At 61.9% G+C, this 14,285-nt stretch carries 11 protein-coding genes; 8 read left to right on the top strand and 3 right to left on the bottom strand.

The genetic code is table 11. The features are described 5' to 3' along the window. Nucleotides 1-434 precede the first annotated feature (434 nt). Both FW800_RS13120 and trxA read left to right on the top strand, forming a co-directional pair. Nucleotides 435-1,187, top strand: coding sequence for an Abi family protein (locus tag FW800_RS13120; RefSeq protein ID WP_446437772.1), 753 nt, complete (start codon nt 435-437; stop codon nt 1,185-1,187). Between the two features lie 73 nt (nt 1,188-1,260). Then, nucleotides 1,261-2,133 carry a thioredoxin gene (gene trxA / locus FW800_RS13115; RefSeq protein WP_005791858.1) on the top strand — a complete coding sequence of 291 codons (873 nt, stop codon included), beginning with the start codon at nt 1,261-1,263 and terminating at the stop codon, nt 2,131-2,133. Here trxA and FW800_RS13110 read toward each other — a convergent pair. After that, nucleotides 2,130-2,471 carry a hypothetical protein gene (locus tag FW800_RS13110; protein WP_446437771.1) on the bottom strand — a complete coding sequence of 114 codons (342 nt, stop codon included), beginning with the start codon at nt 2,469-2,471 and terminating at the stop codon, nt 2,130-2,132. The genes trxA and FW800_RS13110 overlap by 4 nt on opposite strands. 128 nt (nt 2,472-2,599) lie before the next feature. Between FW800_RS13110 and FW800_RS13105 the strand changes: the two genes are divergently transcribed. The 5 genes from FW800_RS13105 (at nt 2,600) to FW800_RS13085 (ending at nt 6,654) form a co-directional block, all read left to right on the top strand. Continuing rightward, nucleotides 2,600-3,199, top strand: a complete 600-nt coding sequence (locus FW800_RS13105) for a DUF2796 domain-containing protein (protein WP_446437770.1) — start codon at nt 2,600-2,602, stop codon at nt 3,197-3,199. A gap of 151 nt (nt 3,200-3,350) precedes the next feature. Beyond that, nucleotides 3,351-4,061 carry an ABC transporter ATP-binding protein gene (locus FW800_RS13100; RefSeq protein ID WP_446437769.1) on the top strand — a complete coding sequence of 237 codons (711 nt, stop codon included), beginning with the start codon at nt 3,351-3,353 and terminating at the stop codon, nt 4,059-4,061. Nucleotide 4,062: 1 nt separating this feature from the next. Continuing rightward, entirely contained in the window at nt 4,063-5,328 is a 1,266-nt protein-coding gene (locus tag FW800_RS13095) for an ABC transporter permease (RefSeq protein ID WP_446437768.1), read from the top strand. An 11-nt stretch (nt 5,329-5,339) separates the two neighbouring features. Then, nucleotides 5,340-5,861 carry a DUF3299 domain-containing protein gene (locus FW800_RS13090; RefSeq protein ID WP_032803732.1) on the top strand — a complete coding sequence of 174 codons (522 nt, stop codon included), beginning with the start codon at nt 5,340-5,342 and terminating at the stop codon, nt 5,859-5,861. A gap of 94 nt (nt 5,862-5,955) precedes the next feature. Beyond that, nucleotides 5,956-6,654: an OmpW/AlkL family protein gene (locus FW800_RS13085; protein WP_005791869.1), complete on the top strand. Its 699-nt coding sequence runs from the start codon at nt 5,956-5,958 to the stop codon at nt 6,652-6,654. A gap of 125 nt (nt 6,655-6,779) precedes the next feature. Here the strand turns inward: FW800_RS13085 and FW800_RS13080 are convergent, their stop codons facing one another. Further along, nucleotides 6,780-7,664, bottom strand: coding sequence for a sugar nucleotide-binding protein (locus tag FW800_RS13080; protein ID WP_032879234.1), 885 nt, complete (start codon nt 7,662-7,664; stop codon nt 6,780-6,782). A 167-nt stretch (nt 7,665-7,831) separates the two neighbouring features. On the opposite strand from FW800_RS13080, the gene FW800_RS13075 reads away from it, so the two are divergent. Then, the gene (locus tag FW800_RS13075; protein ID WP_446437767.1) at nt 7,832-12,079 is read left to right on the top strand and encodes an Lhr family helicase; all 4,248 of its coding nucleotides are present in this window, start codon (nt 7,832-7,834) and stop codon (nt 12,077-12,079) included. A gap of 107 nt (nt 12,080-12,186) precedes the next feature. Here the strand turns inward: FW800_RS13075 and FW800_RS13070 are convergent, their stop codons facing one another. Then, nucleotides 12,187-14,265, bottom strand: coding sequence for a mechanosensitive ion channel family protein (locus FW800_RS13070; protein ID WP_032879232.1), 2,079 nt, complete (start codon nt 14,263-14,265; stop codon nt 12,187-12,189). Between the last annotated feature and the right edge of the window lie 20 nt (nt 14,266-14,285).

The raw sequence follows: 14,285 nt of genomic DNA, 5'->3' as shown, positions 1-14,285 counted from the left end.
GCTCACGGATGGAAAATTTCCTGACATGTCCTGGCAGACAGTTTCGCTAATAACTTACGACTCAACGGCCTTGCCAAACGTCAGGCACCTGCTTAATCTTTGCGGCAATACACCCGCCATGCCTCTGGTTGCATCAGTAACCAAGCACAAATTGTGCGGGTTTTTTATGCCCGGTACTTTTTGGGCATGAGGTCATTCAGCAAACCTGCCATCGACGTTCCTGCCCAGCTGGGACTCCTCAAGCGGCGCGGACTGATAATTCACAATGAAGCTCGTGCCGAGCACTTCTTGCAATCCGTCAGTTTCTTTCGACTCAGCCCTTATATGCGGCCCTTTCAACAGCCTGACGCTATTGACCATCTTTTTCGTGAAGGTAGCCAGTTCCGCCAATTAACCCGCCTATACGATTTGATAGAAGGCTTCGCTTACTGACCATGGATGCCATTGAGCGCGTCGAAATAGCCTCACGTTCGGTTATCAGTAATCACATGGGACCCGCCCATGGCAGTCATTGGTATCTCAATCCAGGGTTGTTCCACCTCAAATTTGATCATCAACGCCTGCTTGCAACACTGTCCATGAAGCAAGCCAGCGCAACCCGTGACTACCAGCGCGAATGCGAACGCATCGATAGATCACATGCCAGCGATGCACGAAAAGATCTTCTTAAACGCCAAAGGGCAAAAGAAAGTTATGCCCGTCATTACTCCGTGACCTACGTCCAGCCCGCGTTGATGCCGGGTTGGGCCATGTTGGAAGAATTGACACTGGGAGACTTATCCCATCTGTACAAAGGCTTGGCCAAGGACGCCGACAAGAAAGCGATCTCCAGGCGCCTTCTACTCCCGGCACCACTCATGCAGTCCTGGCTGCACACGCTGACCACTGTCCGAAATATCTGCGCTCACCATTCACGCATGTGGAACCGAGAATTGGGTATCCGTCCTGAGTTGCCCAAAAAAACCAGCTTTCCATGGCCGCAGTATTTGCTTCAACCGGGGACACATAGCCGCATGTTCTCCACGCTATGCATACTCAATCACCTGATGGGCCAGGTGAGCCCACATACTCGCTGGGGTCACAGCTTGCATCTGCTGATCGACGAGTTTCCCGACGTCCGTATCGAAGCAATGGGTTTTCCTCAGGACTGGTATCTGGACCCGTTTTGGCTCGCGCATGATTACTGAATGTCAGGCGGCTTCCGATAGCTAGCGCCAGCCCTTATAGTTGCCCCCATTCCCGCTTTATTCGAGACGCCCCATGAGTGAGCCCACGCCGTACATCTTCGACGTCACCACTGCCAACTTCGACCAGGCGGTGATTCAGAATTCTTTTGAAAAACCTGTGCTGGTGGACTTCTGGGCCGAATGGTGTGCGCCATGCAAGGCGCTGATGCCGATGCTGGCGCAGATTGCCGAGAGCTATCGCGGCGAGTTGCTGTTGGCCAAGGTCGATTGCGAGGCCGAACAGGACATCGTCGCGCGTTTCGGCATTCAAAGCCTGCCGACGGTGGTGCTGTTCAAGGATGGCCAGCCGGTGGACGGCTTTGCCGGTGCGCAGCCGGAGTCGGCAGTACGGGCGATGCTGGAGCCACATGTGCAGATGCCACCACCGGCTGCGGCGGATCCGCTGGAACAGGCCCAGGCGCTGTTCAGCGAAGGACGCATCAGTGAAGCTGAAGGGCTGCTGGTGGCGCTGTTGGGCGAAGACAACACTAACGCCCCCGCGTTGATCCTGTACGCACGCTGCCTGGCCGAACGCGGCGAATTGGGCGAAGCCCAGGCCGTGCTTGACGCTGTCAAAAGCGACGACCACAAGGCCGCCCTGGCCGGGGCCAAGGCGCAGATCACCTTCCTGCGCCAGGCCGCAGACTTGCCGGACACCGCCGATCTGAAGAGCCGTCTGGCACAGAACCCGCAGGACGACGAAGCGGCCTATCAGTTGGCGATCCAGCAACTGGCGCGCCAGCAGTACGATGCGGCACTGGAAGGTTTGCTCAAGTTGTTTACCCGCAACCGCAGCTACAGCGAAGGCTTGCCGCACAAGACGTTGCTGCAGGTGTTCGAATTGCTGGGCAATGAGCACCCGCTGGTCACGGTGTACCGCCGCAAATTGTTTGCCGCGTTGTACTAATCACCGCTCCAACGGTACAGCGGCGTATCCCCGCCGCTGCTCACCTTGACTTTGGCGCTATGGCGCAGGCGCACCAACAGGCGCTTGCCCGCGCCCGCATCGCCTGCCAACCCTTCCAGTTGATCGAGCAATTCCAGACCGTTGAGCTGCCCGGCCTTGCGCAGCACCTCCTGGGCGCTCTGCCATAGGTCGTCGTTCTGTTTGACCGGCGCCGCGGTTGGCGCACTGGGCGTTGGGGTGGCCTGAAGCTGTGCGCCCAAGCGCGCCCAATCGCCGTCGTCCAGTTCCAGGGTCAAGTCCACCGGCAGGTCGCCGATGGTTCCACGAATTCGCAACATCGCTGTACTCCTGCATTTTTCTGACCGTCATGCTCCCATGCAGCTTGCGCAACACCAAGCAGGCGGTCAAACTCTCGGCTCTATTGTTATAAGATCACATAACAAAACTTTCATCCTGGAGCCCTCCCATGCGCCGTTTGCTGCTTGCTTTGCCGTTCGCCCTGCTGCCACTGGCTGTTGCCCACGCTCACGAAGAGCATGACCACGGGCACGGCAGCCTCGGCGCCCATGAACATGGGGTCGGCCGTCTCAATGCCGTGCTGGATGGCAAGGCCCTTGAGCTTGAACTGGACAGCCCGGCCATGAACCTGGTGGGTTTCGAGCATGTAGCGACCAGCGCCGCCGATAAAGCCAAGGTCGCCGGTGTACGCAAACAACTGGAGAACCCGTTGGCCCTGTTCAACCTGCCCAAGGCCGCAGGGTGTGTGGTCAGCAGCCAGGAACTCAATAGCCCGCTGTTCGGTGACAAACCAGAAGCCGACCATGACGACGATGACCACGCCACCGACGGCAAAGGCGCCGCCGCTCACGAGCACCATCACGACCACAGCGAAATCCACGCCCACTACCAATTCACCTGTGCCACGCCGACGGCCTTGGGCAACCTGGACTTGAGCCAAGTGTTCAAGACCTTCCCCGCCACCAAGAAAATTCAGGTACAACTGATCGGCCCGAGCGGTCAGCAAGGTGTTGACGCGACGGCCACCGCCGCCACCCTGAAGTTCTGACTTGAAAGCACAGTCCATGTGGGAGCTGGCTTGCCTGCGATACTGGCGACGCGGTGCAGCAGCAGGCACACCGTAGCGATGCCATCGCAGGCAAGCCAGCTCCCACAGTGGATCGGCGCCATTTTCGACTACCAGGCGACACTGACTTCCCATGACTCAAGCGTTAATCGAACTGTCCGACCTGGGCTTCAACTGGCCCGGTCACCCGCAGTTGCTGGACATCCCCACGTTCCGCCTGGAACCCGGGGAAACCCTGTTCCTCAAGGGCCCGAGCGGCAGTGGCAAGACCACGCTGCTGGGGCTGTTGGGGGGCGTGCAGAAACCCTGCCAGGGCAGCATCCGCCTGCTTGGGCAGGAGTTGACCGAACTCTCGGCCGGCGCCCGTGATCGTTTCCGTGTGGACCACACCGGCTACATCTTCCAGCAGTTCAACCTGCTACCGTTTCTATCGGTGCGCGAAAACGTCGAGTTGCCTTGCCATTTTTCCAGGTTGCGCGCACAACGGGCCAAACAGCGCCACGGCAGTGTCGACCAGGCGGCTGCGACCTTGCTCGCGCACCTGGGCTTGAAGGACAAGGACTTGCTGGAGCGCCGCGCCGACTCGCTGTCCATCGGCCAGCAACAACGGGTGGCCGCTGCCCGTGCGTTGATTGGCCAACCGGAACTGGTGATCGCCGACGAGCCCACCTCGGCCCTGGACTACGACGCCCGCGAAGCGTTCATCCAGTTGCTGTTCGCTGAGTGCCGCGACGCTGGCGCCAGCCTGTTGTTTGTCAGCCATGACCAGAGCCTGGCGTCACTGTTCGACCGCAACCTGTCACTGGCCGAACTCAATCGCGCCGCCACGCCCGCAGAGGTTTGAGATGTATCTGTTTCGTCTAGCCATGGCCAGCCTGGCTAACCGCCGCTTTACTGCGATCCTCACTGCCTTCGCTATCGCGCTTTCCGTCTGCTTGTTGCTCGCGGTGGAGCGCGTACGCGTTGAGGCGCGCAACAGTTTTGCCAGCACCATCAGCGGTACCGACCTGATCGTCGGCGCCCGTTCCGGCTCGGTGAACCTGCTGCTGTACTCAGTGTTCCGCATCGGCAATGCCACCAACAACATCCGTTGGGACAGCTACGAGCACTTCGCCGCCAACCCCCAGGTGAAATGGGCGATTCCGATTTCCCTCGGCGACTCCCATCGCGGTTACCGCGTGATGGGCACCAACGGATCCTACTTCGCGCATTACCAGTACGGGCGCAAGCAAAACCTCGAACTGGCCAGCGGCCGCGCCTTCGCTACCGACCCGTTCGAAGTGGTGCTCGGCGCCGAAGTTGCCGACGCCCTGCATTACAAACTCGGCGACAAGCTGGTGCTGGCCCACGGTGTAGCGGTGGTCAGCCTGGTCAAGCACGACGACAAACCCTTCACCGTGGTCGGAATCCTCAAGCGTACCGGTACGCCGGTAGATCGCACGTTGCACATCAGCTTGGGTGGCATGGAGGCGATCCATGTCGACTGGCACAACGGTGTGCCGGCCCAGGGCAAAGGCCGCATCAGCGCCGACCAGGCGCGCAATATGGACCTGACGCCGCAAGCCATCACCGCGTTCATGCTCGGCCTGAACAACAAGATTTCCACCTTCGCGTTGCAAAGGCAGATCAATGAGTTCCGTGGCGAGCCGATGCTGGCGATCCTGCCGGGCGTGGCCCTGCAAGAGCTGTGGAGCATGATGAGCACCGCCGAGAAAGCCTTGTTCGTGATCTCGCTGTTCGTGGTGCTGACCGGCTTGATCGGCATGCTCACGGCGATCCTCACCAGCCTCAACGAGCGCCGCCGCGAGATGGCGATTCTGCGTTCGGTGGGTGCACGCCCCTGGCATATCGCGAGCCTGCTGATCTTCGAAGCCTTCGCCCTGGCCTTGTCCGGTGTGGTGGCGGGCGTGGGGTTGTTGTACCTGTGCATCGCCGTGTCACGGGGTTACTTGCAGGCCAACTACGGGCTGGACCTGCCGATGTCCTGGCCGAGCGAATATGAATGGACCCTGCTGGCAGGTATCCTCGCGGCAGCGCTGTTGATGGGCAGCGTGCCCGCGTGGCGCGCCTATCGACAATCTTTGGCCGATGGCCTGTCCATCCGTTTATGAGGAAGGCTTCGATGCGTCGTGCCCTGTTTGCCCTGTTGCTGCTGACGGCCGTGCCCGTGTGGGCGGATGAACAGCCCAAGGACCTGTCCTGGCAGGAAATGATCCCGCCGGATGCGCCACCGGAAGTGCCTAATATGAAGCCGCTGCACGACCTGTCGAACATGGCCGATGCCTTGTCCGTCGAGGCGGCGCCGGCGGCCAAGCAGGATCTGCCCAACGCGCCGGTGGTGCAGAGCCTCGACGGCCAGCACATCCGCCTGCCGGGGTATATCGTGCCGCTGGAAGTCAGCGAAGAGGGCCGCACCACCGAGTTTCTGCTGGTGCCGTATTTCGGCGCGTGCATCCACGTGCCGCCACCGCCGTCGAACCAGATCGTGCATGTGAAAAGCGAAGTCGGCGTGAAGCTCGATGAGCTGTATCAGCCGTACTGGATCGAAGGTGCGATGCAGGTCAAGCCGTCGTCGAGTGAACTGGCCGACGCCGGTTACCAGATGGATGCCGAGAAGATTTACATGTACGAGCTGCAGGAGTAGCGCTGATCACCCTTTCATTGAGCTGAGTCAAAAGACCGAACGGAACGATCTTTACCATTGGACGTACAACTTTTAAACGTCCTTTGGAGCTCCCATGAACAAGTCTCTGCTCGGCGCGTCCCTCTTCGCGCTCGCCCTCGTCGCCCCGGTCGCACACGCTCACCAGGCGGGCGATATCCTGGTGCGTGCCGGTGCAATCACCGTCAACCCGGAGGCCGACAGCGGCAAAGTCAAGGTTGACCAGGGCCCACTGGCCGGCACCAACCTGGGCGGCAAGGCGACTATGAGCAGCGACACCCAACTGGGCTTGAACTTCGCCTACATGATCACCGACCACGTCGGTATCGAATTGCTGGCCGCCACGCCCTTCGAGCATGACGTGAAACTCAAGAACACCGCACTGGGCGCCGCCAACGGCAAGCTCGGTTCGCTCAAGCACCTGCCGCCGACCCTGAGCGTCGTGTACTACCCGCTGGACAACAAGTCGGCATTCCAGCCGTACGTGGGCGCCGGTATCAACTACACCTGGATCTACGACGAACACGTCGGCGGTCGCGCTCAACAAGCCGGCTTCAGCAACTTCAAGGCCGAAAACTCCTGGGGCTGGGCCGCACAGATCGGCGCCGACTACATGATCAACGACAACTGGATGATCAACGCCCAGGCGCGCTACATCGACATCAGCACCAAGGCGACTGTGGATAACAATGCGCTGGGCCAGGGCACTCGGGCCAAGGTCAATGTGGACGTGGATCCGATGGTTTACATGGTGGGTATTGGCTACAAGTTCTAAGCAACACTGCATAACCCATGTGGGAGGGGGCTTGCTCCCGATAGCAGAGTGTCAGTCAACAGATTCATGGACTGACCCATCGCTATCGGGAGCAAGCCCCCTCCCACATTTGGTTTTGTAGCGTGTCAGCTGTGGCGGTAGAACCGGTCCAGCAACGCCGGAAGCCCCGCCCGCCATGCCCTGGGCTTGATGCCGAAGGTATGCAGGATTTTCTTGCAGGCCAGCACCGCGTGCTGCGGTTCATCCGCCGCATCCGGCCGAGCCGCGTGGGCCTGGGCAGTGGGGGATTCAATGGCCAGCGCGTGGAAGTTGCGCGCTTCGGTCAGAATCGCCTGGCCCAGCGCCAACGGTGTGGTCGCCTCATGCCCGGCGTAATGGTAGGTGCCCCACAGCGGCGCCGCGCAATCAAGCTGCTTGAGCACCGAGATAATCACCCGTGCGGCATCGTCCACCGGCGTCGGGTTGCCACGACGGTCGTCGGCCATCAGTAGTTCATCAGGTTTTTCGGCCCGGGCCAGGAACCGCCCGAGCGTGCCGTCGACACTGTCATCGAGCAACCAGCCAAATCGCAGCAGCACATGTTGTGGGCAAGTGGCGCGCACGCTCTGTTCGATACGCCACAACGCCTGGCCGCGCAGGCCCAGGGGCACCGGCTCGTCTTTTTCGCTGTAGGCGGTGGCGCGCGAACCATCGAACACCCGGTAGCTGGACGGTTGCAGCAGCGTGATGCTGTGGTGCTGGCACAATTCAGCCAGGCGTTCGATGGCGAACTCCTGAGCGGCCAAGCGGGTTTCGCTCACGGTTTCGGCCTGGAACCAGTCGAAATAGTAGGCGAGGTTGATCAATGCATCGGGACGGGTGTCGTCGAGCAATTGGGTAAGGCTCGCGGCATCCCAGCCGTCTTGGGGCGGTTTGGGGGCGAGGAAACCGATGTCTTCCTCTGCACCGAGGCGAATCAGCGCCTGCCCGAGGGCATTCCCGCCGCCCAGTAACATAAGGCGCATTCGCATAGATTGAGCAGGCCCGGTCTGTTTGGAACGATGGTTATTATCGACAGGCGTGTGCGCCTTGCCGTAGGTAGTTGCCAGAATCGTTGCATTTTGCGGGTTTGTAGCGCAACCGTCACGGATAAAGTACGTGTTTGCAACTTGTTGGAGCAGGTGGCATCAATCACTTCATGAACCTTCCCGAATCAACGGCCAGCGCACTGGACGGTTTTCACCCCGCCGTCAGTGCCTGGTTTTGCAGCACCTTCCCCTCGGTGACCGGCGCCCAGGCCCAGGCGTGGCCGCTGATCCGCCAGCGGCGGTCAACGCTGATCGCCGCGCCCACCGGCTCGGGCAAGACCTTGACGGCCTTTTTGGCGGTGCTCGACGATTTGGTCCACCAAGGCCTGGCCAACGGCGGGCAACTGCCGGACGAGACCCTGGTGGTGTATGTGTCACCGCTCAAGGCGCTGTCCAACGACATCCAGATCAACCTGCAAAACCCGCTGGCCGGCATTACCGAGCAGCTTCAAAGCCTGGGCCTGCCGCCGCTGGTGATCCGCACCGCCGTGCGCACCGGCGACACCCCGCAAAAAGACCGCGCACAGATGCGCAAGCGCGCGCCGCATATCCTGGTGACCACGCCCGAATCCCTGTATGTGCTGCTGGGTTCGGATTCCGGCCGACACATGCTCGCCAGCACGCGTACGGTGATCGTCGATGAGATCCATGCCATCGCCGCCGGCAAGCGCGGCAGCCACCTGGCCTTGAGCCTGGAGCGCCTGCAAGCGCTGTGCGCCGAACCATTGACCCGTATCGGCCTGTCAGCCACGCAAAAACCCATCGAAGCGGTCTCGCGGTTTTTGGTCGGCACCGACCGTGAGTGTGCCATCGTCGACATCGGCCATGCGCGCCCACGTGACCTGGATATCGAAGTGCCGCCAGTGCCGCTCTCGGCGGTGATGGCCAACGATGTGTGGGCCCTGGTCTACGACCGCCTCGCGCAATTGGCCCGCGAACACCGCACCACGCTGATTTTCGTCAACACCCGACGCCTGGCCGAACGCCTGGCCCGGCATCTGAGCGAGCGGCTGGGCAAGACCGCTGTGGCCGCCCACCATGGCAGCCTGGCCAAGGAACTGCGCCTGGACGCCGAGCAACGGCTCAAGGCCGGCGAACTGCAAGTGCTGATCGCCACCGCGTCCCTGGAGCTGGGCATCGATATTGGCGAGGTGGATCTGGTCTGCCAGATCGGCTCACCCGGCTCGATCAATGGCTTTTTGCAACGCGTCGGCCGCTCCGGGCACCAGGTCGGCGGTACGCCCAAAGGGCGCTTGTTTGCCACCACCCGTGACGACTTGATCGAATGCGCCGCGTTGCTCGACTGCGTACGCCGTGGCGAGCTGGATACCTTGCATATTCCAGTGGCGCCGCTGGACGTGCTGGCCCAGCAGATCATTGCCGAAGTCAGCGCCCGTGAATGGCCGGAACAGGCGCTGCTGGCGCTTGTTCGCCGCGCTGCGCCTTACGCCGAGCTGGATGAGCGCCACTACCAGGCCCTGTTGCAGATGCTCAGCGAGGGCTACAACGGCCGCCAGGGTATCCGCAGCGCCTACCTGCACCGTGACGCCGTGACCCACACCCTGCGCGGCCGCCGCGGTGCCAGGCTGACCGCCGTCACCAGCGGTGGCACCATCCCGGACAACGCCGACTACAGCGTGTTGCTGGAGCCCCAGAGCCTGAACATCGGCAGCGTCAACGAAGACTTCGCGGTGGAAAGCATCGCTGGCGACATCTTCCAACTCGGCAATACCTCTTACCGCATCCTGCGGGTCGAAGCGGGCAAGGTGCGTGTCGAGGATGCCCATGGCCAACCGCCGACCATCCCGTTCTGGCTGGGCGAAGCACCCGGGCGCAGCAACGAGTTGTCGGTGGCGGTGGCGCGCTTGCAAGGGCAAATCGACAGCTTGCTGGGTGCCACGCCCGGCGACCTGCAACCGGCCCTCGACTGGCTAACCGGCACCCTGGGCCTGCATCGCGTCAGCGCCGAACAACTGCTGGATTACCTGGCCCGGTCGCGCCAGGCCCTGAGCGCCCTGCCCTCCCGGGACACGTTGATCATGGAGCGGTTTTTCGACGCGTCCGGCGGCACCCAGTTGATCATCCACACGCCGTTTGGCAGCCGCATCAACCGCGCCTGGGGCCTGGCGTTGCGCAAGCGCTTCTGCCGCACCTTCAACTTCGAGCTGCAAGCAGCGGCCAGCGAAAACGCCATCGTGCTGTCGCTGTCCACCAGCCACAGTTTTGCCTTGGATGAGGTGTGGCGTTACCTCAACAGCAACAGTGCTGAACACCTCCTGATCCAGGCCGTGCTGGATGCGCCGCTGTTCGGCGTGCGCTGGCGCTGGAATGCCGGCGTGGCCCTGGCGTTGCCGCGCTACACCGGTGGGCGCAAGGTGGCGCCGCAGATCCAGCGCATGAAGAGCGAAGACCTGATCGCCAGCGTCTTTCCGGACCAGATCGCCTGCCTGGAAAACCTCGCCGGCGAGCGCGAAATCCCCCACCACCCACTGGTGGAACAAACCCTCGACGATTGCTTGCATGAAGCCATGGACAGTGAAGCCTGGCTGGCACTGCTGCGGCGCATGGAACGCGGGGAAGTCCGATTGATCAGCCGCGACCTGCCCGCCCCTTCGCCCATGGCTGCGGAAATTCTCAGCGCCAAGCCCTACACCTTTCTCGACGACGCCCCGCTGGAAGAGCGCCGCACCCAGGCCGTGCTCAACCGACGCTGGAGCGACCCGCAGAGCACCGACGACCTGGGCGCACTGGATGCCGAGGCTATCGCCGGCGTTCGCGAAGAAGCCTGGCCCGCGCCCAATGGCGTAGATGAAATGCATGAAGCGCTGATGAGCCTGGCGTGCATCGCAGCCCCTGAAGTTGCGCCGCAATGGGCCGCATGGCTGCACGCCTTGGCCAAGGCCGGGCGAGCCTGTCAGTTGCACAACGGCATGTGGGTCGCCGTTGAGCGCTTGAGTTGCTTGCAGGCGCTCTACCCTAACAATTTGCCACTGCTGCCCGGGTTCGACGAGCCCTGGGAGTTTGATGACGCGCTGTTAGAAGTACTGCGTGCGCGCCTCAGTGGTTTTGGCCCGTTGAACCTGGTCGAAATCGCTGCCCCCCTGGCGCTGCCCGTGGCGGCAATCACTCAGGCCCTGTCGCGCCTGGAGCAGGAAGGCTACGTGCTGCGCGGGCACTTCAGCCCCGGTGCCACGCAGGAACAATGGTGCGAACGTCACTTGCTGGCACGCATTCATCGCTACACGGTCAAGCGCCTGCGCCGAGAGATCGAGCCGGTGGCATTGCAGGATTTCATGCGCTTTCTGTTCGATTGGCAGCACCTGTCCGACAGTACCCGTGGCCAGGGCAGCGCCGTATTGCCGCAGATAGTCAGCCAACTCGAAGGTTATGCCGCCGCCACGTCGGCCTGGGACACTGACCTGCTCAGCGCGCGCATCAAGGATTATTCATCGACCTGGCTCGATGACCTGTGCCGCAGCGGCAAGCTGGTATGGACGCGCTTAAGCAACAAGGCCGGCGCCATGGCGTTGCGCAGCACCCCGGTGGTTTTGCTCCCCCGTAGCCAGGTAGCGTTGTGGAGCGGGCTGACCGAGCCCACCGACAGCACCACGCTGTCGCCCAAGGCGCAGAGAGTCCACTCGGCCCTGCGCGAACACGGCGCCTTGTTTTTTGATGAACTGGTGCACGAGGCCCACCTGCTGCGCAGCGAGCTGGAGACAGCCTTGCAGGAACTGGTAGGCGCCGGCCTGGTGAATGCCGACAGCTTCGCCGGGCTGCGCGCCCTGACCACGCCCGCCAGCAAACGCCAGGCCCGCAGCAGTCGGCGTGGGCGCGGAGCGTTTGTCGGCGGCATGGATGATGCCGGTCGCTGGGCCTTGGTGCGCCGCTCCTCGACCGCCGCCGGCGCGCATTCGGCCGAAACCCTGGAGCATGTGGCGATGACCCTGCTGCGCCGTTACGGCGTGGTGTTCTGGCGCTTGCTGGAGCGCGAGGCGGATTGGTTGCCGAGCTGGCGTGAATTGCTGCGCACCTTCCATCGGCTGGAGGCACGCGGGGAGATTCGTGGCGGGCGGTTTGTCAGTGGGTTGGCGGGCGAACAGTTTGCGTTGCCGGAGGCGATACCCTTGCTGCGCGAGGTGCGGCGGCGGGCACATGACGGGAGCTTGATCGCGGTGTGCGGGGCGGATCCATTGAACCTTGTGGGCACGCTGCTACCGGGGGCCAAAGTGCCGGCGGTGAGCGGTAATCGGATTGTATATCGCGATGGGCTGCCGGCGGCGGTGATGGTCGCCGGCAAGCAGCAGGTGTTGCTGGAGATGGATCAGCAGGCAGTGCAGGAGAAGTTGATCAGGCGCTGACCTTTAGGCCCTCATCGGGAGCAAGCCCCCTCCCACATTTGAATGTGTTCACACATCCAAATGTGGGAGGGGGCTTGCTCCCGATGGGGCCGGAACAGCCACTCTCATCATTGCGGCCTGGCTTGCTCGGCCTCTGGCTCATCCTCCTGCGCCACACGCTTGGGCAACAACACCTGCTGTGGATAAGTCTGCGCAAAATGCACCTCGTCACAGTTATCCACAAGCTTTTTCAAGCGCTGATTGAACGCTCGACTCACCGCATATTGCCCACCCGATACCGTGCGGAATTGCGCCGTGAGCACCACGCCATTGAGGTCCATCTTGTCCACGCCGAACACTTCCAGTGGCCCTTGCAGGTTGTACTTGAGGAACACGTCGTCACGAATCGACTGGCCTGCTTCACGGATCAGCTCCACGGCCTTGTCCACGTCGGTGTCGTAGGTGAACTGCACCGAGAAGAACGCATAGGCGAATTGGCGCGACTGGTTGGTGACCGCCTTGATCTGCCCGAACGGTACCGAATGCACAAAGCCCTTGCCGTCGCGCAGGCGAAGGGTGCGGATGGTCAGGCCCTCGACGGTACCGGCGTGGCCGGAATCGAGCACCACCCAGTCGCCGATGGAGAGCGTGTCTTCGATGATGATAAACAGGCCGGTGATCACGTCCTGCACCAACTGCTGGGAGCCAAAACCAATCGCCAGGCCGACCACCCCCGCACCCGCGAGCAACGGCGCGACGTTGATACCCAGATTGGCCATGGTGGTGATCGCACAGATAACCACCAGAATGATTTTCACCGCATTACGCAGCAGCGGCAGGATGGTTTTGACCCGCGTACTGGGCTGGCGGCTGGAACGTTTGTTCACCGGGGGCTTGAGCGCTTCCTGAATCGCCGTATCGAGCACCACCCAGAACAGCCACGTCATCAGCAGGATCAGGCCGATACTGCTGAGCGAATCGCTGATCGCCCGGCCCACTGAGTTGCGTTGGGCGAACTCGAACAGCGACACGCCCCAGATACGCCCCAGTATCTCGATAAAAGCGATGGCCATCACAATGCGCAATATCGCGTGCAACAGGCTGAGAAAGCGCTCCTTGTAGGCACTGCTGCGCTGTATCGCCACTTGGCTGCGCGACTTGAACAAGTGTTGCAGCACCGTGCTGAGAAATACCGTGCCGATCAGCAGGATGGTGGTCAACAAGGCGCAGCGCAGGGCCTTTTGATTATCGTCGCCGGCACCGATCAAGTTGATCGCCGAGACCAGTACCATCAACAGGATCGGCCAATACCACAGCCCGGAAAATACCCGCAGCGATTGCTGCAACGCCGGATGCTTAAGGCGCTGCGCCAACGGCCGGTTACGAATCAAATGCGCCACCGGGCGACGCAGGCGAACCACCAGCACACCGAAGATCACTGTCGCGAACAGCCCGGTAAACACCGCAACGCTGCTGGTGATGTTGCCGCCCAGCTGCCGGGCGATCTGCGGGCTGGTGAGCGCGTCGCTGAGAGCGGCAAGGAAGCCGATCAGGAACAGCGGTTTGGGGCAATAGTCGCGAATGATCTGCACCGCCGGGCGCTTGTGGCCGACATTGAACATGACGATCACGCACAGCAGCATGGAGGTGGAAAAGATGCCGCTACTGGTGGCGTAGGCAAAACACAGCGCCAGTGCCCGTCCTACGGAAGAGGCGAGAAAATGGCTGACATACAGCGTCAATGGCAGGCAGATAACCGCAGGGATGGTGTAAGGCACCACATACCCCAGCACGCCCAGCAAGCGTGCCCGCCGGCGGAAAAAGGCGCGCAGGCTCAAGCGCCGCACGATAAAGCGCCCCAGTAACGTCAGCAGCGCAAAAGCACCCACCCAAACGGCGGATAACAGCAGGAAATCCCCGGCCACACTCCACGGCGAGCGTGCGGCGGTCTGGTCGACCAGCCGCCCGACTTCATTCGCGGCCCGGTCGGCCCGCAGGCGCCACTCGTCGATAAAGTTCTGGTTCAGATCGAGCTTCTGCTGCACATCATCAATGCTGGAACTGATGGCCCCGAGCAGGCCGCCCTCCACCAGCAACTCGGGCTTGGCCGCCGCGTCGGACTCAGGCGCGGTGGCAGCAGCTTGCAATGCGCCGCTGCCGCAGAACAGCAGCGCCCCGAGCAGTAATGCAGTCTTTAAATTCAGCAAAACAGCGGGCTCCTTCAGAA

The sequence above is a fragment of the Pseudomonas sp. 910_23 genome, from assembly GCF_052850795.1.
Note: the sequence above shows the minus strand (reverse complement) of the source record. Positions and strands in the feature narration are given on the sequence as shown.